Source organism: Sphaerimonospora mesophila (assembly GCF_001417795.1).
GTDB classification, from domain to species: Bacteria; Actinomycetota; Actinomycetes; order Streptosporangiales; family Streptosporangiaceae; genus Sphaerimonospora; species Sphaerimonospora mesophila.
In genome coordinates, this window is the sequence record NZ_BCBX01000035.1 from 278269 (window position 1) to 303816 (window position 25548).

24 protein-coding genes are annotated in these 25548 nt (G+C 67.4%); 7 read left to right on the forward strand and 17 right to left on the reverse strand.

What is annotated here, in order from left to right; translation table 11 throughout:
* Nucleotides 1-3: 3 nt before the first annotated feature.
* From AP234_RS15075 to AP234_RS15100, 5 genes are all read right to left on the reverse strand, one after another.
* Nucleotides 4-1065: a PqqD family peptide modification chaperone gene (locus tag AP234_RS15075; protein ID WP_152990423.1), complete on the reverse strand. Its 1062-nt coding sequence runs from the start codon at nucleotides 1063-1065 to the stop codon at nucleotides 4-6.
* A 193-nt stretch (nucleotides 1066-1258) separates the two neighbouring features.
* Nucleotides 1259-1441: a thiocillin family RiPP gene (locus tag AP234_RS15080; RefSeq protein WP_055480281.1), complete on the reverse strand. Its 183-nt coding sequence runs from the start codon at nucleotides 1439-1441 to the stop codon at nucleotides 1259-1261.
* 233 nt (nucleotides 1442-1674) lie between these two features.
* Nucleotides 1675-1863, reverse strand: coding sequence for a thiocillin family RiPP (locus AP234_RS15090; protein WP_160330449.1), 189 nt, complete (start codon nucleotides 1861-1863; stop codon nucleotides 1675-1677).
* Nucleotides 1864-1960: 97 nt separating this feature from the next.
* On the reverse strand, nucleotides 1961-2728 hold the full coding sequence (locus AP234_RS15095) for a hypothetical protein (RefSeq protein WP_055480284.1): 768 nt from the start codon (nucleotides 2726-2728) through the stop codon (nucleotides 1961-1963).
* A gap of 5 nt (nucleotides 2729-2733) precedes the next feature.
* Nucleotides 2734-3639: an ATP-binding cassette domain-containing protein gene (locus tag AP234_RS15100; protein WP_055480285.1), complete on the reverse strand. Its 906-nt coding sequence runs from the start codon at nucleotides 3637-3639 to the stop codon at nucleotides 2734-2736.
* A 1097-nt stretch (nucleotides 3640-4736) separates the two neighbouring features.
* Between AP234_RS15100 and AP234_RS15105 the strand changes: the two genes are divergently transcribed.
* Genes AP234_RS15105 through AP234_RS15130 form a run of 6 tightly spaced genes read left to right on the forward strand, consistent with a single transcriptional unit; the run spans nucleotide 4737 to nucleotide 9851 of the window.
* Entirely contained in the window at nucleotides 4737-5615 is an 879-nt protein-coding gene (locus tag AP234_RS15105; RefSeq protein WP_062414889.1) for an ATP-binding cassette domain-containing protein, read from the forward strand.
* A gap of 1 nt (nucleotide 5616) precedes the next feature.
* Entirely contained in the window at nucleotides 5617-6390 is a 774-nt protein-coding gene (locus AP234_RS15110) for an ABC transporter permease (protein ID WP_055480287.1), read from the forward strand.
* Complete coding sequence (locus AP234_RS15115) at nucleotides 6387-6911, forward strand: hypothetical protein (protein WP_152990424.1); 525 nt, start codon at nucleotides 6387-6389, stop codon at nucleotides 6909-6911. The genes AP234_RS15110 and AP234_RS15115 overlap by 4 nt, the downstream gene beginning before the upstream one ends.
* Nucleotides 6908-8002: a peptidoglycan-binding protein gene (locus AP234_RS15120; RefSeq protein ID WP_055480289.1), complete on the forward strand. Its 1095-nt coding sequence runs from the start codon at nucleotides 6908-6910 to the stop codon at nucleotides 8000-8002. Before AP234_RS15115 ends, AP234_RS15120 begins: the two co-directional genes overlap by 4 nt.
* Before the next feature lie 59 nt (nucleotides 8003-8061).
* The gene (locus AP234_RS15125; RefSeq protein WP_431998620.1) at nucleotides 8062-8664 is read left to right on the forward strand and encodes an ABC transporter ATP-binding protein; all 603 of its coding nucleotides are present in this window, start codon (nucleotides 8062-8064) and stop codon (nucleotides 8662-8664) included.
* The gene (locus AP234_RS15130; RefSeq protein ID WP_055480291.1) at nucleotides 8661-9851 is read left to right on the forward strand and encodes an ABC transporter permease; all 1191 of its coding nucleotides are present in this window, start codon (nucleotides 8661-8663) and stop codon (nucleotides 9849-9851) included. The genes AP234_RS15125 and AP234_RS15130 overlap by 4 nt, the downstream gene beginning before the upstream one ends.
* Here AP234_RS15130 and AP234_RS34985 read toward each other — a convergent pair.
* Both AP234_RS34985 and AP234_RS15145 read right to left on the reverse strand, forming a co-directional pair.
* Nucleotides 9845-10645, reverse strand: a complete 801-nt coding sequence (locus tag AP234_RS34985; RefSeq protein ID WP_160330450.1) for a DivIVA domain-containing protein — start codon at nucleotides 10643-10645, stop codon at nucleotides 9845-9847. The two genes, AP234_RS15130 and AP234_RS34985, sit on opposite strands and share 7 nt — an antisense overlap.
* Before the next feature lie 765 nt (nucleotides 10646-11410).
* Nucleotides 11411-12229 carry an aldo/keto reductase gene (locus AP234_RS15145; protein ID WP_055480294.1) on the reverse strand — a complete coding sequence of 273 codons (819 nt, stop codon included), beginning with the start codon at nucleotides 12227-12229 and terminating at the stop codon, nucleotides 11411-11413.
* Nucleotides 12230-12328: 99 nt separating this feature from the next.
* Here AP234_RS15145 and AP234_RS15150 point away from each other — a divergent pair, with 99 nt between their 5' ends.
* Entirely contained in the window at nucleotides 12329-13045 is a 717-nt protein-coding gene (locus AP234_RS15150) for a maleylpyruvate isomerase family mycothiol-dependent enzyme (protein WP_431998622.1), read from the forward strand.
* Nucleotides 13046-13058: 13 nt separating this feature from the next.
* On the opposite strand, the gene AP234_RS36255 is transcribed toward AP234_RS15150, so the two are convergent.
* The 10 genes from AP234_RS36255 to AP234_RS15195 all read right to left on the reverse strand — a co-directional run bounded on the left by AP234_RS36255 (nucleotide 13059) and on the right by AP234_RS15195 (nucleotide 25512).
* Nucleotides 13059-13517 (reverse strand): hypothetical protein, encoded by a 459-nt coding sequence (locus tag AP234_RS36255; RefSeq protein WP_152990425.1) that lies wholly within the window; start codon nucleotides 13515-13517, stop codon nucleotides 13059-13061.
* Nucleotides 13518-13773: 256 nt separating this feature from the next.
* The gene (locus tag AP234_RS15155) at nucleotides 13774-14577 is read right to left on the reverse strand and encodes a CPBP family intramembrane glutamic endopeptidase (RefSeq protein WP_063842930.1); all 804 of its coding nucleotides are present in this window, start codon (nucleotides 14575-14577) and stop codon (nucleotides 13774-13776) included.
* A gap of 68 nt (nucleotides 14578-14645) precedes the next feature.
* On the reverse strand, nucleotides 14646-15674 hold the full coding sequence (locus tag AP234_RS15160) for a polysaccharide deacetylase family protein (protein WP_235558182.1): 1029 nt from the start codon (nucleotides 15672-15674) through the stop codon (nucleotides 14646-14648).
* Between the two features lie 203 nt (nucleotides 15675-15877).
* Nucleotides 15878-17005: a mannose-6-phosphate isomerase, class I gene (gene manA, locus AP234_RS15165; RefSeq protein WP_055480296.1), complete on the reverse strand. Its 1128-nt coding sequence runs from the start codon at nucleotides 17003-17005 to the stop codon at nucleotides 15878-15880.
* Nucleotides 17006-17106: 101 nt separating this feature from the next.
* The gene (locus AP234_RS15170) at nucleotides 17107-19536 is read right to left on the reverse strand and encodes a glycoside hydrolase family 2 protein (protein WP_055480297.1); all 2430 of its coding nucleotides are present in this window, start codon (nucleotides 19534-19536) and stop codon (nucleotides 17107-17109) included.
* On the reverse strand, nucleotides 19533-20489 hold the full coding sequence (locus AP234_RS15175) for an ABC transporter ATP-binding protein (RefSeq protein ID WP_055480298.1): 957 nt from the start codon (nucleotides 20487-20489) through the stop codon (nucleotides 19533-19535). Before AP234_RS15175 ends, AP234_RS15170 begins: the two co-directional genes overlap by 4 nt.
* Before the next feature lie 3 nt (nucleotides 20490-20492).
* The gene (locus tag AP234_RS15180; RefSeq protein WP_055480299.1) at nucleotides 20493-21443 is read right to left on the reverse strand and encodes an ABC transporter ATP-binding protein; all 951 of its coding nucleotides are present in this window, start codon (nucleotides 21441-21443) and stop codon (nucleotides 20493-20495) included.
* A gap of 1 nt (nucleotide 21444) precedes the next feature.
* Nucleotides 21445-22425 carry an ABC transporter permease gene (locus AP234_RS15185; protein ID WP_055480300.1) on the reverse strand — a complete coding sequence of 327 codons (981 nt, stop codon included), beginning with the start codon at nucleotides 22423-22425 and terminating at the stop codon, nucleotides 21445-21447.
* On the reverse strand, nucleotides 22422-23414 hold the full coding sequence (locus AP234_RS15190; protein ID WP_055480301.1) for an ABC transporter permease: 993 nt from the start codon (nucleotides 23412-23414) through the stop codon (nucleotides 22422-22424). The genes AP234_RS15185 and AP234_RS15190 overlap by 4 nt, the downstream gene beginning before the upstream one ends.
* A 337-nt stretch (nucleotides 23415-23751) precedes the next feature.
* Entirely contained in the window at nucleotides 23752-25512 is a 1761-nt protein-coding gene (locus AP234_RS15195; protein WP_055480302.1) for an ABC transporter substrate-binding protein, read from the reverse strand.
* Between the last annotated feature and the right edge of the window lie 36 nt (nucleotides 25513-25548).

Genomic DNA, 25548 nt, shown 5'->3' on the forward strand with positions numbered 1-25548 from the left:
CACCTAGCCGACCGGGCCGTACGGGATTCGCGTGAAGCCGAGGAAGGAGCCGAGCAGGTACACCGCGACCGCGACCAGATACAGCACGGACAGCGTGCCGTAGGCGATGTAGATGACCCGCCGCCTGAGGCTCAGTCCGATCAGGTAGCTCGGCAGCGAGGCGCGGAGCACGATGTGCCCCAGGTAGCGCATCGCCCTGTTCCTGAGATTGATCTCTCCGGTCAGCCCCTCCAGCACCTGCTGGCCGTCGGTCGGCAGCAGGGGGTTGAGGTTGACCACCAGCAGGACGAGTTCGAGGAACACGAACACGTACGCGGTGTTCGCGAGCAGGCCATCGGCGCGCCAGACCAGGACGGCGGCCACGCCTGCCACGATCATGTCGGCGCCGGGACCCGCTACCGAGATCATGAATCTGGGGCGCCGCCGGACCAGCCGATAGGCGTCGGTGCGATCGACATAGGCGACCGGGATGAACCAGTACCACAGCGCGACGCCGAGGGATCTGACCGTGACCCCGTACCGGTGGCACACGAGGGCATGCGACAGCTCGTGGAAGACCGTCTGCACCAGCACCGCCGCCACGGCTAACACGGCGGGCAGCCCGAACATCATCGGCACGCCCAGCCGGCCGATCGTGAACACGCAGAGCGCCAGACCGAGCAGCGCGCAGGAGCCGGCCACGAAGCTGGGCAGGCCGGGGGGGAGCGGTCGCAGGATGGCCAGGGCCGGATGTACCAGCCGCTTCACCGCCGATTCGGACAGCAGCGGGAACCTGCCCATCGCGAGGCGACCGGCCCTGGCGGCCAGATGAGCCCGGTTGGACTCCGGCGGGGGTTCATACCCTTCGAAGACTCCGGCCTCGGCGAGGTCCTTCAGGGTCGCACCGAGACGGAGCCGCAGCGTGTCCCGCGGCACCTCCCACCGATCGCTCAGCTCCAGCACGATCTCGGTGCCCGAGCGTCTCCCGTCGAAAGCCGGCAGCAGCTTGACCATCTGCTTGCCGAGGCGCATATAGGACCCGCTGCGGGGGTCGTACAAGAGCGTCGTCCCGTCGGATCCCGTCATCAGTTCCAGATCCTGGCGAACACGGAGCTTCTCGTTCAAGATCCGGTCGAGGAGGGCGCTGTCGGCGCTGCCTTCTCCCAATGTGCACCACTTTCCCGTTGCACTCGGTTTTCCCATTGGCACCCGGCGGACTCGCGATGGTGATCGGCCTGCCCGGTCCGGGCAGGCCGATCCGTGAGACCTTCGTTCTCGCTCAGCCGGCCGTGGAGAAACTGCTGCTGGTGCTGAAGCTGCTGCCGGTCGACGAGGCGCAGGCGACACTGCCGGCGGTGAACGCGGTCGCGACCGTCGCGGCCGAGATCCCCTCGCTCAGGGCCTCCGCCTGCAGTTCCTCCAGATACAGATTGGCTTCCAGGTACGGGGTTTCGCCTGTCATGATCTTGAGCCCTCCCTATGGGCAGATGCAGGAGCCGGTGCTTCCCGAACTGGCGGTACTTGCGGTGCCGGTGAACGTGCCGGCGGACCCGAAGGTCCCGGCGGAGGCCCAGCAGCACGAGGCCGACTGGTTCTCCGGGAGTGCCTCGCTCCAGAGGTGCTCGATCGCCGGGAGTTCCTCGAGGAAGAGATCGTCTGTGGACACTGAACTCTGTGCCTTCCCTGACGCAGCGGTTACCACGAGGAGGAGGACGCGGTCCCCCAGGAGTAGACGCAGCCGAACGGGCAGGAGGCGCTGCTGGCGCTCGAGACGGTCGCCACCGTGGAGTTCCCCGCGTTCTGAACGGTCGGCATCTCCTCGGCGAACAACTCCGTGGAGATGGCTGCCCACTCCTCCATGTAGAGGTCCTGTTGTCGGTGCATGTGCATGTCTCCTCGATCGTGTGCTGATGATCGATCGACAGTGTGGCGAGCACCCGCTTCCCCCCGGCTTCCTCGCCGGTTCCCCGGCCTGGGAAGCTCAGGTGAAGGACAGATCCCGGCGGGAATGCGTCACGCAGGCCGCCCCCACCACGACTCCGACCATGACCGCGAAGACCCCCAGCCCGGGAAGCGGCCCCAGGACCCCGATGATGGCCGCGTTGGCTCCCACGGTCTTGAACGGCAGGTAGGCGGAGACCGAGGAGGGGATCAGGAACAGAAGGACCTGCTCGATGCCGAGCGCCCAGATCAGCAGCGCGGCGACGGCGGCCCCGGTGCTTTTCATCAGCAGCCCGGTCGCCACACCCAGCACGGCCGCCAGCGGCGCCCCCAGCAGAACACCGAGCAGCACGACGGGTCCGTCGCCGGCCAGCGGTGAGAGGTTTCCACCCGAACCGATCAGACCGCCCACCGAACCTACGATCAACCCGACCGCTGTGACTGCGAACGTGACGGTGGCCGCCGCCGCGAACTTGGCCATCAGTAGCCGGTTTCGCCAGGGAACCATCGTCGAGGTCACCCGGAACGAGCCACTGCGGAGGTCGGCCGTGGCGAGCAGTACGCCGATCACCATCATCACGTACAGCAGGACGTCCGATGGGATGGTGACGGCGTATACGCCAGAGCCCATGGAGGCGGCGGAGTCGCCGCGGGCTATCAGCGGCAGGTTGCCGTCGGCGTCGAGCGATGATCCGATCGACAGCGCGCCCAGCGCGGTCAGGAGGATCGCCGCCGCCGCCGAGATCAGATAGGCGGTGATCGTACGGAACTTCATCAGCTCAGCCGAGAAGATTTTCCCGAAGCTCATGACCGCTATCCCACCTCTCCTCTGATCTCCGCCTTCTCCGCCGTCGCCTGCATGAACGCCTGGTTCAAGCTGCGTTCTTCGTTCAGCCCGAACACGGCCACCCCGGCATCGCGCGCGAGTTGACCCACCTCGATCGTGGTGAGGCCGATGATCCGCAGGTACTGCCCGTTCCTCTCGATCACCTGGGCGCCCGCACGGCTGACCGCGGCGTCGAACTCCTGCGGCTTGTCGCACATCAGGCTGATCGTGCTGGTCTGGAAGCGCTCGATGAAGGCCGCGGCCGACCCGCTACCGACGATCTTGCTCTGCGCTATCACCACGAGGTCGTCGACGAGGTCTTCCAGTTCGCTCAGCAGATGACTGGAGACGAATATCGTCCGCCCCTGATCCCGAAAGGTGCGGAGCAGACCCTTCACCCACGCGATGCCCTCCGGATCCAGACCGTTCATGGGCTCGTCGAGGATCAGGATCTCAGGGTTGCCCACCAGTGCGATCGCCAGCGCGAGGCGTTGACGCATGCCCAGTGAGAACCGGCCGACCCGCAACCCCGCCACATCCGCCAGCCCCACCCGATCCAGGAGGGTCTCGGCCTGGCCGGCGGGCACATCGGCCAGCTTCGCCGCTATCCGAAGGCAGTCGATCGCACGCCGGGAGGGGTGAGCACACTGGGGGTCGAGTGCGGCTCCTATCTTTCGCGCCGGGACCGACCACTGATCAATGGGTTTGCCATCGACCAGCGAGCGGCCCGAGGTGGGCCGATCCAGCCCCAGGAAGAGCCTCATCGTGGTGGATTTGCCCGCACCGTTCGGGCCGAGAAAACCGGTGATCGCTCCTGCTCTGACCGCGAAGCTCGCATTGCTCACGGCGAGAACCGGGCCATACCTCTTGGTCAGGTTCTCCGCCTGCAGCATCGGTTTCATGCTCAGGTAAACTCACCGCCTTCTAAATGCGGTCCACTTTGTGGATGTGTGTCCGAATATGGCGATCCAAGGCCCCCGTCGGCTCAGCATCTCGCCGCCACCCCATGACACCGACTCGGCGGCTCATGCAAACATCGATATCAAACTTTGTCAACGATGTATCGCAATGAGAATTTTACTCAGCAGTTCGCACACACAAGACCACGTAGCGTACGCAATCGAATTGACATCATCGCCGCCGGTCGCCCGCTTCCTTCTAGATATTTTCTAGATACTTTCTAGACATTCCTAGACGCCGCCATTCGAACGTTCCCACACGCTTGAAGCAATCCAGCCGGCACCTCCGGCCGCCCCGCCACGCACACCCAGCCGGTAACCCAGAAGACATATGATGTGACTTTATGTGATGAAATGGGGTCGTCGACCACGTTCGGCTAGCGACAGATCGGATGAAACTTGCATAAATAGGACATGGCGCGCACATAAATTCGAGATTAGGTCGACCTGTTCTGTGGGGTTTAAATCGCATGAAGCACATGTATGGTGTTGGTCCTGAAACGTTGCGGCAGTAGCTGGTACGCATAGCGCGCGGACGGGTGGGGCATGCACAGCGGTCCAGACAGGCAGCAGTCTCCGGGGAACGTTGACGACGTTCTGGCCGACGACGTCGTGGTCGAAGCGGACAGGGAAGCCGCACTGGATCCGGAACAGGCTCGGAACGTACGTTTCCCGCCCCCCAATATGTTCGTCCAGATGCCCACCGACCGGTCGCCTTCACCATTACCGCTTGTGCCGTGGCGACCGCGAGCGGACGAACCGGAACCGCCGCCCCCGCCCAGCCGTAGGGGACGGTTCGAGGCGCACGAGTCACCCGCGGAAACCGAATGGAAAGCGCAAGCGACCGAGAATTCTCGCGAGCCCGAGCCGAATGCGCGGCACGATGCTCTTCCCGAGCGGAAAGCCGTTGGATCGGCCGTCTCTCCGGGTCTCCCATCGGATCGGCGGGCGCCCGGCTCGACGCTCGCCCATGAGCGGGGAGACCCTACGGTCGCCGACCGCTTCAGCAGGCGAGGGAAGCCGTGACGCCGTTGCTACGTGTCACAGACCTGAGCAAGGCCCAGGCGTTGAACGCGGTGTCGTTCTCCGTCCAGCGCGGGGAGGTGGTCTGCGTCGTCGGCCCTCCGGGCAGCGGCAAGTCCACCTTGATCGAGTGTCTGGCCGGCCTCCAGGAACCCGACACAGGACATATCGAGATCCTGGGCACAGCCGTAGGTCCAGGCCGGCGCCTGCCCGTCGGCTTGGCAGTGATTCTGAGCGACGAAGGCCTTCCAGGCCGGATGAAGGTCGCCGAGGCCCTGGTCCTGTTCTCTCGTCTGCACAACACGCGAGGCCTGCCCTCGCGGCTCCTCGACCTGCTCGACATCGAGCCACTGCTGTCCAGGCGTTTCGAGGCCCTGACCGAGGGGCAGCGGCGGAGAGCGATGATCGCGTTGGCCATGGTCGGCAACCCCGAGCTCGTCCTGATCGACGAGCCGACGACCGGTCTCAGGGAAGGCAGCGGCCGGCGTATCGAACAAGCGATCAACGAACTGCGGTCCGGCTATGGAGGCGTGTGTCTCACGCTCGCTGACCCGGTGCAGGCCGAGAGGCTCGCCGACCGGGTGGTGTTGCTGCGGGCTGGTCGCATTCTCGCGGAGGGCACACCGTCACAGCTGATCCAGACGCTCGGCTCCGTGTTCGTGCTTCGGATGCCGCCGTACGTCCGGGTCGGCAGGCCGCGCGACGTGCGCGTCCTGCCCTGTGCCACCAGCACCTACTTGTACGGCTCGCGCCAGGCGCTGGAAGAGGCGGCCGAGGAACTGGCGCCCAGGACCGGCCACAGGGCCTGGTCCATCCGCCCACCGACGCTCAAGGACGCCTATCTGACACTGTCGGCCGTCCACGAGCACGCCGCCCTGGAGCGCTGAGATGACGGGGATGGTTCGGTCGCTGATTCGGGTCGAGCTGATGCTGCTCATGCGGACGCCGGTCGTGCTCTTCGTCGTCGTGGGGATGCCGTTCGCCGTCCTACTCCTGCTGTCGCTGATGATCGGCTTCTCCTTCCCCGCTTTGGAGTTCGGGGCCATGCCGGGCGTCAGGGTCATCGACAGGCTGCTCGCCGAGATGGCGGGAACGGTCGCGGTGGCCGTCGGGATCATGGTGTGCACCACCCATGTCGCTGATGAACGTGCCTGCGGCATGCTCAGGGCGCTGCGCCGTACCCCCATGCGCTCCGGCTCGTACATCGCGGCCCAGGCGGTCGCGGCGACCGCCCTGGTCGTCGCCTCGATGACGTTGTTCACCGCGGCCACATTCGCGATCTACGGCCCGCCTCGCTCCTGGCATCCGCTGGCTCTCACGGGGGCGGCTCTGATCGTGACCTACTGCGCGTTCAGCACCGGACTGCTGCTCGGTGGCCGACGGATGTCGCCCGTCGAAGCTCGGGTGATGGCTTGGTGCTGTTTCCTTCTGCTGTTCCTCGGCAGCGGCATAGGGGTCCCGCGAGAGGGATGGAAGGAAGTGGCGCCGTGGTTCTACGAAATCACCGTCTACAACCCGCTGGCGCAGCTCAACGACTTCGTTTTCCACGCTTACCTGGGCCGGCTCTCGGATACCTGGCCTGCTGTGGCCGGACTGGTCGTGACGGCACTCATCGCGAACATCGCGACCAGGCGGACTTTCGATTGGGCCGGCCGATCATGAGCAGAGCTCTGATGGTCATCCTCCTGGGATCGCTGTTAGCGGCCGGATGCGCCCAGCGGGACGAGCGGCATCCCATCGCGATCGCCATCGCGGGAACGCCCGCCGGGGTCGCGACGTCGACCGCACCGACCACATCGACCGCGCCGAAGGCGTCGGCGGCGGCCACGACCGACGCGAAGGACGCGATGGTCGAACTGACCCGATGCCTGCGTCAGAACGGCGTCGACGTTCCCGACCCCGGCTCCCCCGAGGAGAAGGGCTGGAGGTACACGGGAGATCAGGCCACGCTGCAGAAGGCGTTCAAGGCCTGCGAGGAGTATTCGGCGCGGATACCCAACCCCTATGACGATCCCAAGGTCCGCGATCAGATGGTTCAGTTCGCCAGGTGCATGCGGGAGCACGGCATCGACATGCCGGATCCTCCCCAGCAGAACACCGGCCTCGACTACAACGACCCGATGCTCCAACAGGCCGCGAAGGAATGTGCGGAAACCATTCCGGGTTGGGGCGGCAGGCAGTGAACGACTGGCTCAGAGGCGTTCTCGTCGCGTTCGGTACCGTGGCGGCCGGCGGCCTGGTCACCGCCGGCGGCGTGCACATCTCGGGCGCGATCTTCAGCGTCGGTCCACAGGCGCCGGCGAGCGGAACGCCGACCACCCGTCCGGTCTCCGTCGCCACCAAGGAGATCACGCGAGGTGATCTCGTCGACAGGGAGAGCGTCGAAGGAAGACTCACCTATGCCGGAAACCGCACGATCAAGGCGGTTTCCGGGGGCACGATCACCAGCCTCCCCGCAGTGGGAAAGGTCATCAAGCGAGGCAAGGCGCTCTATCGGATAGACCGCAGACCACGCATCCTCATGTACGGCAGGCTTCCCGCATACCGAACGCTCAGAAAAGGAGTGAAGGGCCCGGACGTCGAGCAGTTCGAACGGAATCTCCGCGCTCTCGGCTTCGGTCGTGACGTCACCGTGGACGCCGAATTCACCGCAGCGACGGCGGAAGCCGTAAGGAAATGGCAGAGGGCCAACGGGATGAAGAGGAACGGAGAGGTGAGCCCCGCCGACATCGTCTTCCTCCCGGACGCCGTACGCGTGAACGGAAGGAACGTGGAGGTCGGAGACCAGGCAGCGCCGCAGCGGCCGACCATCGAGGTCACCACGACGGACAGGATCGTCCGTATCTCGCTGGACGCCGACAAACGGGACATGGTCAAGGTCGGCAGGAAGGTCACCGTCGAATCGGCCGATGGTAAGAGCGCCGTCGGCAAGATCTCGAAGGTGGCGAAAGTCGCCGAAGTCAAGAAGCGTCCGGACAACCAGGAGAGCGGCGCCACGGTAGAGGTGGAGATCAAGGTGGCGGGCAGAGCGCTCGGCAGCCTGGACGAGGCGCCGGTGACCGTCGAGCTGGAGTATCGGCGAGCCAAGAACGTGCTCACCGTGCCCGTGGAGGCATTGCTCGCACTACCTGAGGGCGGCTACGGGGTGGAGATCATCGAGCGAGGGCGGATCCGGCGGGTCCCGGTCGAGACCGGAGCGTTCGGCAATGGCCGGGTCGAGGTGAGCGGCGCGGAACTCGCCGAGGGCATGCAGGTTTCGGTGTCGGGTCGATGAACATGTTGGAGCTTCGCGGGGTGAGCAAGAGCTACGGCAAGGTGCTCGCGCTCCGAAACGTGGACCTGACCGTTCGAGCCGGTGAATTGGTCTCCATCGTCGGCCCGTCCGGCTCGGGTAAGTCCACGCTTCTTCAGATAGCAGGCACGCTCGACCGGCCGAGCTCCGGAACGGTACGGGTGGCCGGTTACGAGATAAGCGAACTGTCCGACGGTGAGTTGTCCGCACTACGCGCACGCTACATCGGCTTCGTCTTCCAGCGGTTCCATCTGGCCTCCGGCCTGTCCGCGCTTGACAATGTCGCCGACGGCCTGCTGTATTCCGGTCTGAGCAGGAGGCAACGCCGTGACAGGGCCGCGGCGGCGCTCGACCAGGTCGGCCTGGGCAATCGTCTTGACCACCGGCCGCACCAGTTATCCGGTGGGCAGATGCAACGTGTCGCGGTCGCCAGGGCGATCGCGTCCAAGCCGCCCCTGCTGCTTGCCGACGAGCCGACCGGCAACCTCGACTCGGCGGCGAGTGCCGAGGTCATGTCATTGTTCCACCGCTTGAATTCGACGGGCGTCACCGTCGCGATCATCACTCACGACCCAGAAGTGGCGGCGGCCTGCCCGCGACGAATACGGGTACGCGACGGTCAGGTCAGGGCGGAGAGTGCATGACGACACTGCGGCCGGCCAGGCTGCGGCCGATGGATCTTGCCCGACTCGGTGCCTCCGGGCTGACGGCCAGGCCCATGCGGGCGATCCTGGCCGCCATCGGAATCGCGATCGGGATCGCCACCATGGTCACGGTCGTCGGTGCCGCCGCGTCCAGTCAGGAGCAGATCCTGCGTCAGCTCGACATGCTGGGCACCAACCTGCTGCGGGTCGAGCCGGGCGACAGCCTCTTCGGGAAGAAGGCTCGACTGCCCAAGTCGGCCGCGGCCATGGTGAAACGCATCGAGGGCGTTGTGCAGGCCGGTCAGACCGGAGACACGGGGACCACCGTCCGCCGCAACGATCTCATTTCCAGCAGCATCTCCCTGGGCATCGCCGTCCAGGCCACCGACCTCGATCTGCTCGACACACTCGAAGGCGAGGTGCGCACCGGCGTCTGGCTCAACGCGGCCACGGAGAGACGGCCGGCGGTGGTGCTAGGGGCGGTGGCGGCGGAACGGCTCGGCCTGACCAGCCCTGGCGTCCAGGTCTGGATCGGCGACAGATGGTTCACCGTCATCGGCATCTTGGACCGGATGCCGCTGGCCGGGGAGATCGAGAGATCGGCCCTGATCGGCTTCCCTGCCGCGGAGGGCTACCTGAACCACGACGGCCACCCGACCACGGTCTACGAACGATCCTCGGACGAACACGTCGAAAGCGTTCACGCGCTGCTGGCCCGTACCGTCAATCCGGCGAACCCGAGTGAGGCCCGGGTCACCAGGCCGTCCGACACGCTCAAGGCCAAGGCCGCGGTGGCGGGGGCGTTCACCGGACTCATGCTCGGCCTGGGGGCGATCGCCCTGTTCGTCGGAGGCGTAGGTGTCGCCAACACGATGGTGGTCGCCGTGCTCGAGCGCCGCGGGGAGATCGGCCTGCGGAGATCATTCGGTGCCACCCGAGGTCAGGTCAGGACCCAGTTCCTGGTCGAGGCCCTGCTCCTGTCGACCCTCGGCGGTGGCGCCGGGGTGCTGCTCGGCGCCCTGGCCACCTTCGTCTACGCGCGGGCCAACTCACTCCCCGCCGTACTGCCGCCGTGGGCGCCCGCCGGGGCACTGGCCACGACCGTGCTGATCGGCACGCTGGCCGGCATCTATCCCGCGCTCAGAGCGGCACGCGTTCCCCCGACGGTGGCGCTCAGCACTCAGTGAGGCGGCTCGGTCGCTTTCGGCAGGGCAGCGATACCGTCGGCCGAGTCCCATTCATCGAGATCCGCCAGTAGTCGCTCGAAGTGATCACGGAGCTTGCCACGGTACTGCTGACTCATCACACGCAGTCGGGTTGCCTCCCGATCCCCCGGATCCTCGCCGGGCGCGGCCGAGCTCACCTTCGCCAGTAGCTCGAGCCGCTTCCGGCGCGCATCCTCGATCAGTTCTCGACTGTACTGCTGGGCGTCCTGGATGTACTGGTCGGCGGTCTGCTGCGCCTGTGCCAGCAGCCCGGCCGCGTACATGTGCGCCTCGTGCACCCGGCTCACCACGGTCTGGGAGTCGGCTTGATCCTCGGGATCCACCTTTTTCAACTCGCTCCCCCGGCCGGGCGGCGACACCGCCGTCTCGCCCTCCTGCGACGAAGGCGGGGACGTGGCCGGCGCAGGGGTCGAAGTGCGTTCCCGAAGGCGCGCGGCCTCCGCGGCCAGCGCCTCCTTCTCTTGGATGAGCAGGATCATTTCCTCTTCGACTCGATCGAGGAGGTTGTTGACCTGATGTTCATCCAGACCCCGCTTGCCCAGGGGCGCTCGCCTGAAGACGACGGCCCGCAACCGTGCAGGCGTGAGTCGTTCGGATGTGTGTGCACTCGACGGCACCGCCGACCGTGGCTCGTCCCATTGTGGCTCTTCCCACGAGGCGGCCTTTCCCTCAGCGGGTTCGTGCCATCCGTCATACCCGCCGTCGCCCGATCTGCCGGAGTAGGCGGCGTGAAATTCCTGAACCGCGTCATTCATGTGGCGAACCTCTGTGCCGGAGTGACCGCGCTCGCGAACCTCTCCAGATGAATACCGCTCGTGCTCCATAGCGCGTAGTGCTCGCGTTCGATGCCGAACTTTCGATGGCCACGCGCGAGCCACTGAAGGTACCGAGTGATCTGAGAAAGGTTCTCTGAGTTCTCCACCACGAAAGCGAGTGCGGTCATCAACCGATCACGCTTGTTCTTCATAGGGATCGGAAGCGACTCCCGGAGATGTGGTGCACGAAGCAACATGTCGGAAAACATGTACAACGGAACACTGTCTCCGTACTTGGCAACCAACTCAAAGTCGTCCCTGAGTCGCTGAAAGCCCAACGCGATCCCCCGGCGCCACAGCCCATTGGAGCGTGATTACCGAGGCAGTCTAGTCAGGTTTGCTCCACATGTCTATTAATCCGGCTAAATCGGATATGAGATGACGACCGGCCGGGGCCTGATTGCAGAGGCCCCGGCCCCGAGTCGACCCGGCTATGACCTCGTCGAAATTTCTCACTTCGACTACTCATAAATCCGATTTGATGCCGACTGCACGATTTGATTCCCCGCTATGGTACGACCACTTCGGGCAGTTCGACCAACGGCGGCATGCCTTCGTATCGCTCCGGTAGGTATGAGCGAAGAAGGCTCGGCCGGCCGAAGCGGTTCTCACGATGTGATGCCGACCGGATCACCGCAAAGGCCGCCGCCGGGAATCTCCCGTGACCGCCCGCCCGTCCACGGTGCCGTCGTCCGGCCCCGACGATCAGCCGAACGTCGCCGGGTCCGGGCCGAGGCGGCGGCCCGAGTCCAGCGCGGTGATCGCGTCCATCTCGTCCTGGTTGAGGGCGAAGTCGAAGACCTCGATGTTCTCGCGGATCCTCGCGGGCGTCACCGACTTGGGGATGACCACGTTGCCGAGCTGGACGTGCCAGCGGAGCACCACCTGAGCCGGGCTCTTGCCGTACCTGCCGCCGATCTCCGCGAGCAGCGGGAGATCGAGCAGGCCCTTGCCCTGGCCGAGCGGGCTCCAGGCCTCGGTGACGATGCCGTGCTTGGCGTTCACGGCCCGCAGCTCGGCCTGCCCGAGCTGCGGATGCAGCTCGATCTGGTTCACGGCGGGGACCACCTGCGCCTCGGCGAGCAGCCGCTCCAGCGCCTCCACGGTGAAGTTGGACACGCCGATGGCACGGACCCGGCCGTCCGCGTAGAGCTTCTCCAGCGCCTTCCACGCCTCCACATACCTGTCCTGCGACGGCACCGGCCAGTGGATCAGATAGAGGTCGATCACATCGAGGCCCAGACGCTCGGCGCCGGCGTCGAAGGCACGCAGCGCCTTGTCGTAGTCATGATCGTCGTTCCACAGTTTGGTGGTGACGAAGAGGTCGTCCCGGCGGACGCCGGACTCGCGTACGGCCCGGCCGACGCCCTCCTCGTTGTCATAGATCCTGGCCGTGTCGATGCTGCGATAGCCGGCCTGGATGGCGACGCCGACGGCCCGCTCGGCCTCGTCGTCGGGCACCTGCCACACCCCGAATCCGAGCTGGGGCATGTTTACACCGTTGTTCAGCGTGATGGTATTCATGCCCCCATGCTGCCCGAGTGCATCTCGATCATCGGCATCAGGCCCAGGTCAGACCGGGCGGCGGTAGTGAAACCGGGTGTATCGGGTACCGCACTCGACATGATGACGACTGAACCCGTGGCGCTGACGCGGCTCGAACCGTTCGACATCTTCGACACCGAGGCGAGGCGGCTCGACCGCTTCTTCGCCGGACTGGACGAGGAGGGGTGGAACCGGCCGACCAGGTGCGAGGGATGGACCGTGCGCGACGTGCTCGCCCACCTGGCCGGGGAGGAGATCTACAACCACGCCTGTCTCGACGACGACATGGACGGGTTCTTCGAGATGCTCGAACGCGAAGGGGTGCAGTCGGGCTTCGACGCGTTCAACGAGTGGTGCGTGCACAAGCGCCACAATCTGCCGGTCGAGCAGGTGCTGGACGAGTGGCGGAGCAAGAACGCCGAGACCCGCAGGCGGATGCGCGACCGGGGCCGGGGCGGGACGCTGCAGACGTCGGTCGGGCCCTATCCAGTGGGCCTGCAGACCTTCCATTACGACTCCGAATACGCCACGCACGGCGACGACGTGGGCGCACCCGTGGCGGACGAGGAGGCGGCGGCGAGGCTGGCATGGCGGGTCGAGGTCGGGCTGTTCGCGCTCGAGGAGCAGGGCTCGAAGGCCCGGATCGAGCGGGCCGGCGACCGGATCACGGCACATGTGGACGGCCTGTCGGCCGAGCTGACCGAAGCGGAGTTCGTCGAGGCCACGGTCGGCCGGCTGGCCACCGCCCATCCGCTCGACTCCCGGATCCGCGGCGTCCTCCGCTGTCTCGCCTGACCGGTGCCACCGATCACCGCTCCCCGGATAATAAGTCGGCTAATAAGTCGGCGCAGGTCGGGGGAGGCCCGTCGAGGGGTGCGGCCGGAACCCGTCCGCGCCGGATGAGATCCCCCTCCAGGCCGACCCGCACCACCGGCGTCAGGCGTGGCCGGGCCAGGACGCACCGGGTCCCTCCCGCTACGACGAAAGCCCCCGAGTGGAAACGGATCAGGCCGGGGTGGAACCAGCGGATGATCCGTACGGTCAGGCCGGCCCGCCGCCGCAGCCGGAAGGGAGCGCGGCGACCGGACGGGCACGGCCGGGCCGGGAGCCCGCGCTGCCCGGTCACGACGTACGGCCGGGCGACGGATGGGCCCCGCCGCATCCGCGGGGTGACCGGCCTGCGTTCCCGATGCGCCCGTGAGGCGGGCCGTACGGTCGCGGGCGCGGGCTTGGCGTGGCGGGAAAGGCGCTTCAGTAAGCTGATCATGCGAAATCCCCATTAAGGCGGCGTCGATGGCCGATCAGGTCGGGTTGGCGGCATTGCCGGGGGGATTCGGATGTGTCGCCCATCAAGTCGTCCAGGCGATTGGCGGCGACAAGGTCAACCATGCACGGTGACCGGCCACATGGCAACGAGGCGCGCCCACGCCCCACCGCGATCTTGCAGTTTCTCGCAGAGACCCGCACTGATCAGGAAATACCCCTACTGCAAGATCACGGCGAGAAGGTGTGGGAGAGTGTGGTCAGGGCAGCCAGGAGACTCGGCCGCGCAGGATGCCGTACCCGACGAAGGCGACGATGTCGATGATCGTGTGGGCGGCGACCAGCGGCATGGCCCGGCCCCAGCGCTGGTAGAGCCGCCCAAAGACCACACCCATCACCACGTTGCCGACGAATCCCCCGAAACCCTGATAGAGGTGGTACGAACCGCGCAGCACTGCCGAAACGGCCACGGACCGCCACGGCGACCAGCCGAGCTGCCCGAGCCGGTGCAGCAGATAGCCGGCGACGAGGACCTCCTCGAGCACCCCGTTCTGGGCGGCCTCCGCCACCAGCACCGGCACCCGCCACCACACCTCGGGCAGACTCTCCGGCACCACGTTGAGGTTGAAGCCGGCCTGGAACACCAGCAGGTAGAACACCAGCCCGGAGCCGCCGATCGCCGCGGCGAGCGCGGCTCCGCGCAGCAGGTCGCGGCCGGGCTCGCGGAAGTCGACGCCGATCGTCCGCATCGACTCCCCCGAGCGGACCAGCAGATAGGCGACGAGCCCGACCGGCGCCACGTTGATCGCGATCCCGGCGAGGTGCAGGGCCAGGTCCAGCCAGGGACGGCCCGGCGCCAGGGAACGGACGAGCACCGCCTCCTGACCGCCGAGCTCCTCGGGCGCGGTCAACGCGCCGATCAGGCGGATCAGCGACAGCAGCGCGCTGGCGCCCAGCGAGATCGCGAACACCGCGATGATCTCCGGCCCGATGAGCCGCGGGGTGAGCCCGCGCAGGTCGGCCCCCGTGCTGTCCGGCCTGGCGCCGGCACCATCCTCGTTCATGTTCCGCAGGTTAACGGGCGCGGCGAATCCGGACGATCCGCCCGCGACCGGTCACCGATCGAACCACGTCAGTACGGCAGCGTGCGGGACGAGAACGCAGGGGACACGAAGGGCGCCTTGAACTTCGGGAACGCCACGGTCTTGGGATTGCCGTCCGAGGTGTAGCGGTCGTTGGGGTTCGCCTTGAGCCAGTCGAGCCAGGCCGCCGAGCAGAACTTGGCGCAGTCTCCGGTCTTCGTCTTCTCCTTCGACCGGATCCGCGGAATGCCCGCCGGGTCGAAGTCCTTGGTGAACGGCGACGGCGCCGGGGTGTATCCGGCCAAGAACTCACCCTTGTAGTTGTAGGTGACCCCCTTGTAGGTCCCGTGCAGTCCCCATTCCTTCTTCTTCGGCTGGTTGCCGTACGGCAGGGCCAACGTGACCGGCGGGGTCTTGATGAGAGAGGTGATCATCGTGTGGCCGGCGACAATCTGCTTGGCCACCTCCTCCTGCGACTTGCCTTGCAGGTTCACGTGGTCGTGCGTGTGGTTGCCGATGTCGAACCCGCGGTTCTTCAGCCACTGCAGGACCTGGATCTGCTCCTCCTGACGCGTCTTGCCGAACAGGTCGCGGATCGCGTACATCGTGGCGACCGGACGGAAGCCCGGGTGCTTCTTCGCGACGTCGAGCAGGATCCCGATCGCGCAGTCCGGCGCGGGGTTGCCCATCCCATCGAGCACGAGCTGCGCGGGCGACGTGTCGTCGAAGGTCAGCACGACGGGGTGTTTACCGGCCGGGATGTCGATCTTTCCGGTCACGTACTCGGCGGCCGTGACCGGCACGTAGTCCTCCCGCGCCAGCCGTTCCAGCTCGGCGCGGAACTGCTCGGGCGTGAGGTCGTCGCCGGGGGCCGGATTCTTCATCACCCGGTGATACATGAGCACCGGGATCTGGCCCAGCTCGTTGGCCTTCACCCGTGCAGCCGCCTGCTCCTCGGCCTTGCGCGTCTTCGCCTCGGCGGCCACTTTGGCCGCCTTGGCCTGCGCGTCTTCGTGCTCAGACGGCTTGCTCCCTCCAGACGTGCAGGCGGACAGCGCTATGACGCTCAAAGACGCCATGCCGATGCCGGCAACCCTGAAGCGTCCCATTGCTCCCCCTCGACGGGCCGCGGTTCGATAGATCACTCCTACCCGCGGGGGCCGGCGAATTCACAGACAGTAGTACAAACAACACGCTGCGCATATCTCCGAGACCCTTACCTGAAGGGGGACCGCCGGGGCCGGCGAGAGGGTCGCTCCGTGATGGAGGGGACGGGGCGGGTCTACGGCTGAGGCTCCGCGCAGAAGACGACGCCCTCGCCGGACAGCTCGACCGGCCCGTCGGAGGCGGCGACGAAGACGGACTCTCCCGGCCCCAGCTTGATCTGCGACCCCGGCTCAGCGCCGAGCCGGACCCTGCCCTCGACGCACAGCACGGTCCTCGGCAGCTCGCCCGCCAGCACCCCGCCCTCGCCGGAGACGGCGATCCGCCGCAGCCGGAATTCGGGGCACGGCGGCGCGTAGACGCCATCGCCCCCCTGAACGACGGGCGGCACCGGCACCGGCTGCGCTTCGGGGTCGGTGATGCGCAACAGTCCGGGCACGTCGATCGGTTTGCCGGTGAGGCCGGCCCGCAGCACGTTGTCAGAGCACGCCATCATCTCCACGGCGAACCCGTCGAGGTAGCAGTGCAGCACCCCGGCGCCGAGGAACAGCGCCTCGCCGGGAGCCAGCTCGTGGCGGTGCATCAGCAGCGGGGCGAGCACGGCCGGGTCCTCCGGATAGCGCCGCGCGAGCCGTACGACCAGGGCGTACTCGGGGTGGTGCACGGCGGAGGCGGCCCACACGATCGACTCGATCAGCTTGCGCCTCGGCTCCGGTGTCTCCAGCAGGGCGCGCAGCGCGCCGAGGCGATCGCCGCTGGACAGCCGGTCCACGACCGGCTGGAGCGCCCGCACATGCAGCCGGTCGATCAGCTTCGCCGCCTGGTCGGCCGACCGGAGCCCGGCCAGCCCGGTGAACGGCGTGAGCGCGCAGACCAGCTCCGGCTTGTGCCACGGGTCGGTGTAGTTCGCGTCGCCCCGCGCGTGGCCCTCGGCCGCCTGCGCCGCGTCGGGGTGGACCTGCAGCGACAGCGGCCGATCCACCGCGATCAGCTTCATCAGGTAGGGCAGGCGCGCCCCGAAGCGCTCGGCGACCGGCCGCCCGAGCATCCCCACCGGGTCGGCCGCGACGGCGTCCGCCAGCGTGCGATCAGGCGCCCCGTCGCGGACCAGCAGCGACGGGCTCGCCGGATGGGCGCCGAGCCACATCTCGGCCTCCGGCCCGTCGGCGACGCGGCCGGTCAGACCGGCGATGGCCGTACGGGACCCCCAGGGGTAGTCCTTAATCGGGTTGCTGAGCAGATCCACGAGCGTCCTCGCCTAAATACCCTGACCAGGGGAAGGGAATGCCGGAAGTCCGAGCGTAACAAGGAAGTGTCCCGCACCCGGCATCCCATCCATCCCGGATGTCACCGCTTTGCCTCGTTCACGCAGCGCAGCACCGGCCGCCGGACGAGAGCATCCTTGTTCAGGCCGCGCGGGCCGAAGCCGGTGACGTGGAAGACCGCGGTCTCCCCCGGCAGCAGCGTGACGAGCTGGTCGTCCACGGTCGCGCGTGGATCGAGCCGGTCGGGGAAGATCGCCAGTTCGCGTACGACCGTCCGTGCCGTGACGGTCACCCGGAGACCACCGGCGCTCTCCTCGACCACCGTGTCGAACTCGGCCGCCGGGTAGTCCATCGCCGGATCCTCGGCGGAGAACCGGAGGGTCCGGATCCCGCCGAGGGTGGCGACCAGCACCTCGCCCGCCCGATCGTCCCACTCGCGCAGAGCGGCGGGCAGCTCGACCGTCGCCGTGCCGCGCGGCCCGGCGGACACCGTGAAGCGCTCCTTGGCGATCGGCTCGCCGGCCAGGGTCCGCCGCTCGACGGCCAGGTCTCCCGACCACGGCTCCTCTGTGTCGTTGACCGCGACCACCGAGTCGCCCTGGAAGGTCAGCAGCCGGTCGGCGTACGCCCGGCGCAGCGCGTACCACAGCGGCTTGCGCCGTCCGCCGCCGTCGACGGCGGCCCAGGAGGTGACCGGCCAGCAGTCGTTGAGCTGCCACACGATCGTGCCCATGCAGTACGGCGCGAGCGCACGGAAGCGCTCGATCCCGAAGGCCATCGCCCTGGCCTGGTTGAGCTGGGTGTAGTAGTGCCAGTCGTCGAAGCCGGTCGGCTCGGGCAGGTGCTCGCCGAGGCCGCGCAGCAGCTTCAGGTCGCCGTCGATCGCCTTCTGGTGGTGGCGGACGCCGGGCGAGTCGGGCGCGAGGGGGTCGTCGCCCACGGCGGCGCGCAGCGTCGCGTACGTCGGCGGTCCCTGGAAGCCGAACTCGGCGACGAACCTCGGCGTGTAGCTCGCGTAGTGCGTGTAGTCGTGGGTGTTCCACACCGTCCAGATGTGCACGGTGCCCCTGGCCGGGTCGTTCGGCGGCAGATCGGGGGAGCCCGAGTAGGGGCTGCCCGGCCAGTAGGGCCGGGTCGGGTCGAGCTCGGCCACGATCCGGGGCAGCAGGTCGTAGTAGAAGCCGGCGCCCCAGCTCCGGCCGTCCAGATCATCCTGCCAGCCCCAGTCGGCGTGGCCCTCGATGTTCTCGTTGTTGCCGCACCAGATCGCGAGACTGGGGTGGGCGGACAGCCGCGCCACGTGCTCGCGCGCCTCCGCCGCCACCTCGGCGGCGAACGGCCCCTCCTCGGGGTAGGCGGCGCAGGCGAACGGGAAGTCCTGCCAGACCAGCATGCCCATCTCGTCGGCGAGCGCGTAGAAGTCCTCGCTCTCGTACCTGCCGCCGCCCCACACGCGCAGGCAGTTGGCGCCCGCTTCTGCGGCCTGGGCGAACCGCTCGGCCAGCCGCTCGCGGGTGAGCCGCGACGGGAAGCAGTCGTCCGGGATCCAGTTGAACCCCTTGACGAACACCGGCCTGCCGTTGACGACCAGCGTGAACGCGTCGTCGGTCCGGTCCAGCTCGATCGAGCGGAACCCGATCCTGCCGGTCCACTCCCCGTCCGCCCCATTCCCGTCGGCGCCCTCCCCGAGGCGCACGGTCAGGTCGTACAACGGCTGGTCGCCGTGGCCGCGCGGCCACCACAGGCCGGGGCGTGGCACGTTCAGCGTGACGACCGCCGTGCGCTGCCCGGCGGCCAGCCGCACCTCCTCGGTGACGCCGGCGACCGACGCCGTCAGCGTGAGCGGGGCCTCCGTCGCCCGCTCCACCGTGACATGCACGTCGACCCTGCCGTCCGGCCCGTCGAGCGTGACCAGGGGGCGCACCTCGGCCAGCCGGGCGGCGCGCCACGTCTGGACGCCGATCGGCCGCCAGATGCCCGCCGTGACCAGGGTCGGTCCCCAGTCCCAGCCGAAGTTGCACGCCATCTTCCTGATGAACTGGTACGGCTCGGCGTACGCCCCGGGCCGGTCGCCGAGCGCCTCCCGCTGCTCCTCGGCGTAGCCGTACGGCGGGTCGAACAGCACCTTGAGCGTGTTGTCGCCCTCGCGGAGCAGGTGGCGCACCGGGAAGCGGTACGACCTGTGCATGTTGGCCGTCCGGCCGATCTCCACCCCGTTGAGCGTGATCGTCGCGACCGTGTCGAGGCCCTCGCACACCAGGTCGGCGCGCTCGTCCTCGGTGCCGGACCAGGTGAAGACCGTTTCGTACGCCCATGCCGTACGGCCGATCCAGGTCAGCCGGTTCTCGTTGTCGTCGAGGTAGGGGTCGTCGATGAGCCCGGCGTCGAGGAGATCGGTGTGGACGCAGCCGGGTACGGCCGCTGCGAGCCCGGCCACCACCGGCCGGTGCTGCCTCGTCGACGACACGGCGGTGACGGTCCATCCGTCGTGCAGGGGATGGTACGCGCTCAAGCGTTCTCCTTAGCGAGTGTTCGAGGCTCCGCCTGCGGGGGGTGGTCGGCGCAGCCGGAGCAGGCGACGAAGTGGTCCTCTTCGACCTCGGCGAGGCCCGGCCGGGTCCGGCTCTCCTCGGGAGAGTCGTGGTACGGGCACGGCCCGGCCGCGTCCCCGTCCTCGGTCTCCGGTTCGTCAATCCATTTGACGTCCAGCCGCGGGACCGAGGCCAGCAGCGAGCGGGTGTAGGGGTGGCGGGGATCGCCGAAGACCAGTTCGGTGCGGCCCATCTCCACGATCTTGCCGTTGCGCAGCACCACGGTCCGGTCGCTCACGTAGTTGCCGAGCGAGAGATCGTGGGTGACGAACAGGATGCCCAGCCCGCGCGCCCTGAGGTCGGCCAGCAGGTTCAGCACGTCGATCCTGGTGGAGGCGTCGAGCATGCTGATGATCTCGTCGGCGACCAGCAGCCGGATGTCGAGCAGCACGGCCCGCGCGATCAGCATGCGCTGGAGCTGGCCGCCGCTGAGCTGGTGGGGATAGCGGCCGAGGACCTGCCCGGGGTCGAGCCGGACGCTCTTCAGCGCGCTCTCCACCCGGCCGCGCCAGTCCGCCGCGCTCACCTGGGGAAAGTACGCCTCCTTGATCATGGCGAACACGCGGTCGGCCTTGAAGATCGGGTTGAAGCAGCTGAACGGGTCCTGGAAGACGCCCTGGACGTGCCGGTAGTAATCCTTCGTAGAGGAAACGGCCGAGATGTCCGTGTCGTTCAGCGTGATCGCGCCACGGCTCACCGGGGTCAGCCGCAGGATCATGCGGCCGATCGTGCTCTTCCCGCTGCCGCTCTCCCCGATGAGCGACACGACCTCCCCCGCGTTCACCTCGAAGCTCACGTCGGAGACGGCCGTCATCGTGCGGCCACCGAAGGCGCCGACCCGGTAGACCTTGGAGACGTTGTCGAGTTTCAGCATCGCTCACTCACCCGCCTTCCAGCACGCGACGGAGTGGCCGGGGCCGATCTCCACGAACGGGGGCTGCTCGGCGCACCGGTCGAAGGCGATCGGGCAGCGGTCGCGGAACCGGCAGCCGCCCGGTGGATCGAGCAGGGGCGGCGGGCTGCCCGGGATGCCGGACAACCTGCTGTCCTCCTCGTATCGCACGCCGACCTCGGGCAGCGCGGAGATCAGCATCTTGGTGTAGGGGTGCCGTGGCTCGGTCACCAGGACGCCCGCCGGGGCCTTCTCGGCCAGGCGTCCCGCGTACATCACCATGATCGTGTCGGCGATCTGGTAGACGAGCGAGATGTCGTGCGTGACGACGATCATGCTGGTGACCAGCCCGGCGTCGCGCAGCTGGAGCAGCGTGCCCGCCACGGCCTTCTGGCTGGACACGTCGAGTGCCGAGGTGACCTCGTCGGCGATGAGCAGCGAGGGGTTCAGCAGCGTGGAGATGACCATGACCACGCGCTGCTTCATGCCGCCCGACAGCTCCATCGGATATCTGTCGAGCACCTCGCGCGACAGCCCGACCAGGTCGAGGCGGCGCTCCAGCTCGGCCGGCTCAAGCCGTACGCCACGGGAGGCCATCAGCTCGGCCACCATCTTGCCGATCTTCCTGGTGGGGTTGAGCGCGCTCATCGAGTACTGCGGGATGACCGACACCCGGTGGAAGCGGAAGGCGTCCATCCGCGCGTCGTCCCCGATGGGCAGCTCGTCGCCGTCGAGTTCGACGGTGCCGCCGACGTGCCGCATGCGGCCGTCGAGGCGGATCAGGCTCTTGCCGAGCGTGGACTTGCCCGAGCCGGACTCCCCGGCCAGGCCCATGATCTCCCCGTCCGCGACGGTGAACGTGACACCGTCGAGCGCCTTCACGTCGCCGCGCAGCGTGCGGTAGTAGACCCGGAGGTCGGTGACCGTCAGGGACACGTCACATCTCCCTCAGCTTCGGATTGAACACCTCGTCCAGCCCGACGTTCATGACATAGAGCGCGCCGACGATGGCGGTGATGCCGGCGCCCGGCGGGATGAACCACCACCACAGGCCGAGCTGGAGCGCGCTCCACCGGGCGGCGTTGTTGAGCATCAGGCCGAGGGACACGCCCTCGGTCGGTCCGAGCCCGATGAAGTCGAGCGATGCGCCGACCAGGATCGCCCCGCCGAAGAGCAGGATGAACGTCATGAACAGGTAGGAGCTCATGTTCGGCGCGATCTCCCGAAATATGATCTTCGGGGTGCGCATGCCGCTGAGCCTGGCCAGATCCACGAAGTCGCGTGCGCGCAGCGAGAACGTCTGCGCCCTGATCGCCCGCGCCGCCCACGGCCAGGACGTCAGCCCGATGAACAGCGCCTGCAGGCCGACGCTGCGCACGCCCAGGTACGCATTGGCGATCATCAGGACGACGAGCGCGGGCAGCACGAGGACGATGTTGGTGAGCATGTTGAGGATCTCGTCGACCCAGCCGCCCCGATATCCGGCGACGAAACCGACGACCATCCCGATGATCGCGGCCAGGCCGCCGCCGAGCACGCCGACCAGGAACGTCGCGCGCAGGCCGTACAGGAACTGGGCGAAGACGTCCTGCCCGAACATCGTCGTGCCCATCCAGTAGTCGCCGGAGGGGGAGGCGGCGGGCGGCCCGACGTACTCGTTGGGTCCGTGGTCGAAGGCCATCGGGCCGAACACCGCGGCGATCAGGAGGACCACGACGACGATGAGGCCGGCGATCAGCTTCCCGTTGCGCAGCGCGAAGTGCAGCGCCTCCCGGACCGGCGTGGACGCGGCGACGGCGGCCGCGTCAGGAGCCCCGGGGGTCCCGGGGGTCGCGGCGGGTTCGGGGGTCGTCTCGGGGGTCGCGGTGGCCTCGGGGGGTTCCGGGGCCTCGGGCGCCTTGGGCGCGTCGGCGGTCACGACGCTCCTCCCATCCCCGCCCTGGTGCGCGGATCCACCAGGACGTAGACGATGTCGATGACGAAGTTGGCGATCAGCACGCCCATGACGATGAAGAGGAAGGTGCCCTGCAGCAGGAAGAAGTCCTGGTTCTGGATGGCCTGCAGGATCAGGTTGCCGAGCCCCGGATAGGAGAAGACGATCTCGGTGACCAGGGCGCCGGCCACCAGGACGCCGAGTTGGAGGGCGAGTCCGGTGATCTGCGGCAGGATCGCGTTGCGGAACGCGTACCGCCGGATCAGCCGCCCGGGGGCGCCGAGCGCCCGCAGGTAGTTGACGTAGTCCGCCTCCAGCTCATAGATGATCATGTTGCGCATGCCGATGGCCCAGCCGCCGAACGCGACCAGGAACAGCGAGGCGAACGGGAGGAACCAGTGCTGCAGCAGGCTCCCGATGAACTCCCAGGACCATCCCGGCTGCATCGCGTAGCTGTAGGCCCCGGCGACCGGGAAGATCCCCGCGATGATGCCGAGGGCCCAGGCCAGCAGGATCGCCAGCCACATGTACGGCGTCGCGGTCAGCACGTAGCCGATCGGCAGCGCGGTGTTGTCGAGCCACTTGCGGCGGGCGGCGAACGCGCCGAACCGGTTGCCCGCGACCCAGCTCAGCAGGATGGCCGGGATCAGCAGCCCCAGTGTGTACGGCACGGCACGGGTGATGACGTCGGCCACCGGCGTGGGGAACAGCCAGATGCTGACGCCGAGATCCCCGTCGAGCAGCGCTCCCCAGAAGTTGAAGTACTGCTGCCAGATCGGCATGTCGAACCCGAACAGGCCCTCGTACCGCACCCGCATGGCCTCGACGACCTCGGGCTGAGCGATGTTGGCTCGGGCGATCAGGCTCTGCACGGGGTCACCCGGCATGAACCTCGGGATCAGCCAGTTGATGGTCACGGCCACGAAGAACGTCAGGCCATATATAAGGAGTTTTCTGCCGAAATACCGGCGCAACACGACCTCCCGGTGGGGTGGCGCCCCCCTCAGGAGGTGAAGGGGGGACGCGTGAGATCGGACAGGGAGCCACCACCCCCACCCCGTGATCTTGCAGTTTCTCGCAAACCATCCCTCTGACCTGCTTGAATCCCATTTGTGATCTTACAGATTCTTGCAGAAGGTCCGCCCGACCTGCGCCTTCGCTGTTCGTGATCTTGCAGTCGTAAGTGCAAGATCACGAACAGCATTGTCGCTGATCAGAGCATATTCCTGCGAGAAACTACAAGATCGCAGAACATGAAACGCCTGGTCACGGCTCGATGTACGAGTATTCGCAAGATCACGGGATAGGGGGTCAGCCCGCGGCGGGCTGGAGCTCGGTCAGCATGAGCACGCCGCCCATTTCCAGCCAGTTACGCCACACGGTCGGGGCGTGCTTCGGCTTGCCCGCCTCGTTCGACGGCCAGTTCTTCCACACCGAGTTGGTCGTCTGGGACCACAGCCCGTTGTACCAGAGCGGAATGACCGGCATGTCCTCGAGCAGGATCTTCTGGAGCTGCGAGGTGATCCCCTTCATGCCCTCGACGTCGTCCGACTTGACCTGGTCGAGCTGCTGGGTGAGCTCCCAGGCCTCCTTGTTCTCGTACCGGCCGTAGTTCGTCGTGGTCTGCAGCTTCTGCACCGGCAGGCGGAAGATGTAGTCGTAGTACGACCACGGGGAGTTGGAGAGCTGCTTGTCGTTGTTGATGACCAGGTCGAACTTCCCGGCGTTGCGGGCATCGACGAGCGCGTTGTAGTCGGGGAAGTCGGCCTGGACGTCGATCCCCACCGCCTTGGCGCCGGCGGCGATGACCCGGGCCGCCTCCATCCAGTCGGTCCAGCCGGCCGGGACGATCAGCTTCAGCGAGATCTTCGCCCCGCTCGGCGACTCGACGAGCCCGTCACCGTTGCGGTCCTTGTAACCCGCCTCGGCCAGCAGGCTCTTGGCCTTGTCCGGGTCGTAGGAGAAGCCGAGCTGCCCCACCACGTTCTGGTCGACGTACTTCTCCCACTGCGGCAGCAGGCCGGTCGGGTTCGAGGCCTTGACCAGGTTGCCGTACACGCCCTCGACGATCTTCTTGGTGTCGATCGAGTAGGCGACCGCCTTGCGGAAGGTCGCGTCGTCCATCGGCTTCTTCTTGGTGTTCAGCCACATCCAGGCCGTGTTGGCCGACAGCATGTACGGCGGCTCGCTGTAGTAGGTCTCGATCCCGAAGTTCCCCTTGATGAGGTTGGCGATGCCGGGGAGGAAGTTCGTGCTCAGGTCGAGGTTCTTCTGGAGCAGCAGGCCCATCGCCACCTCGTTGCTGGAGTTGACGATGTCGACGATGTACTTGGGCTTGACGTCCTTGTTCAGCGCCTTGGTCGCCCACCAGCCGTCCCGCTTGACCCAGACCATGCGGTCCTGATCGTGGGTCTGGTAGTCGTACGGCCCGGTGCCGACCGGCTTCTCGTTGGCGCCGTTCATCACCTCGTCCTCGGACCGGCCCTCCCACAGGTGCTTGGGCACGATCGCGCGGCTGTAGAGGTGGTTCGCCCACTCCTGGTAGTTGGCCACGGAGAAGGTGAACTTGACCGTGTGCTCGTCGACCGCCTCCGCGCTCTTCAGCCACGTCCACAGCGGGTGGTACGGCACGGTCTCCATCTTGCCGAGCTCGAACGTGAAGACGACGTCGTCGGCGGTGAACGGCTTGCCGTCCGACCAGGTGACGCCCTGCCGCAGCTTGAGCGTGTACTCCTTGTCGCTCGTCCAGTCACCGCTCTCGGCCAGCCAGGGGCTGAACTCGTCGGCGTTCGGGTCATAGAGGAAGAGGGTCTCGTAGACCAGACCCTTGGTGCCGGTGGCGTAGTCCCACTCGCGCAGCGGGTTCCAGTTGGCCGGCGGTCCCCACTGGGTGCCGCTCGTGTAGAGGGTCTCGTTCCTCGGGAACGAGCCGCCGCCCTGGCCGCCGCCACCGGTGGCGGCGGCGCTCCCGGGGCTGGCCGCCTGCGTGGAAGCGCTCCCACCGCCACCAGAACATGCCGTTATGAGGCCCACCGCCAGCAGCGGCGCAAGTAACCGCGCTCGGTTTCGCATCGTGACTCTCCTTCCCCCACGCGGCGCCCGCGCGAG

Excerpts from the sequence above, each read along its gene's own strand:
- AP234_RS15075 (WP_152990423.1), bottom strand. The coding sequence starts at position 1,065 with ATGACGGGATCCGACGGGACGACGCTCTTGTACGACCCCCGCAGCGGG.
- AP234_RS15080 (WP_055480281.1), bottom strand. The coding sequence starts at position 1,441 with ATGACAGGCGAAACCCCGTACCTGGAAGCCAATCTGTATCTGGAGGAA.
- AP234_RS15090 (WP_160330449.1), bottom strand. The coding sequence starts at position 1,863 with ATGCACCGACAACAGGACCTCTACATGGAGGAGTGGGCAGCCATCTCC.
- AP234_RS15095 (WP_055480284.1), bottom strand. The coding sequence starts at position 2,728 with ATGAGCTTCGGGAAAATCTTCTCGGCTGAGCTGATGAAGTTCCGTACG.
- AP234_RS15100 (WP_055480285.1), bottom strand. The coding sequence starts at position 3,639 with ATGCTGCAGGCGGAGAACCTGACCAAGAGGTATGGCCCGGTTCTCGCC.
- AP234_RS15110 (WP_055480287.1), top strand. The coding sequence starts at position 5,617 with ATGACGGGGATGGTTCGGTCGCTGATTCGGGTCGAGCTGATGCTGCTC.
- AP234_RS15115 (WP_152990424.1), top strand. The coding sequence starts at position 6,387 with ATGAGCAGAGCTCTGATGGTCATCCTCCTGGGATCGCTGTTAGCGGCC.
- AP234_RS15130 (WP_055480291.1), top strand. The coding sequence starts at position 8,661 with ATGACGACACTGCGGCCGGCCAGGCTGCGGCCGATGGATCTTGCCCGA.
- AP234_RS34985 (WP_160330450.1), bottom strand. The coding sequence starts at position 10,645 with ATGAATGACGCGGTTCAGGAATTTCACGCCGCCTACTCCGGCAGATCG.
- AP234_RS15145 (WP_055480294.1), bottom strand. The coding sequence starts at position 12,229 with ATGAATACCATCACGCTGAACAACGGTGTAAACATGCCCCAGCTCGGA.
- AP234_RS15150 (WP_431998622.1), top strand. The coding sequence starts at position 12,329 with ATGATGACGACTGAACCCGTGGCGCTGACGCGGCTCGAACCGTTCGAC.
- AP234_RS36255 (WP_152990425.1), bottom strand. The coding sequence starts at position 13,517 with ATGATCAGCTTACTGAAGCGCCTTTCCCGCCACGCCAAGCCCGCGCCC.
- AP234_RS15155 (WP_063842930.1), bottom strand. The coding sequence starts at position 14,577 with ATGAACGAGGATGGTGCCGGCGCCAGGCCGGACAGCACGGGGGCCGAC.
- AP234_RS15160 (WP_235558182.1), bottom strand. The coding sequence starts at position 15,674 with ATGGCGTCTTTGAGCGTCATAGCGCTGTCCGCCTGCACGTCTGGAGGG.
- AP234_RS15175 (WP_055480298.1), bottom strand. The coding sequence starts at position 20,489 with ATGCTGAAACTCGACAACGTCTCCAAGGTCTACCGGGTCGGCGCCTTC.
- AP234_RS15195 (WP_055480302.1), bottom strand. The coding sequence starts at position 25,512 with ATGCGAAACCGAGCGCGGTTACTTGCGCCGCTGCTGGCGGTGGGCCTC.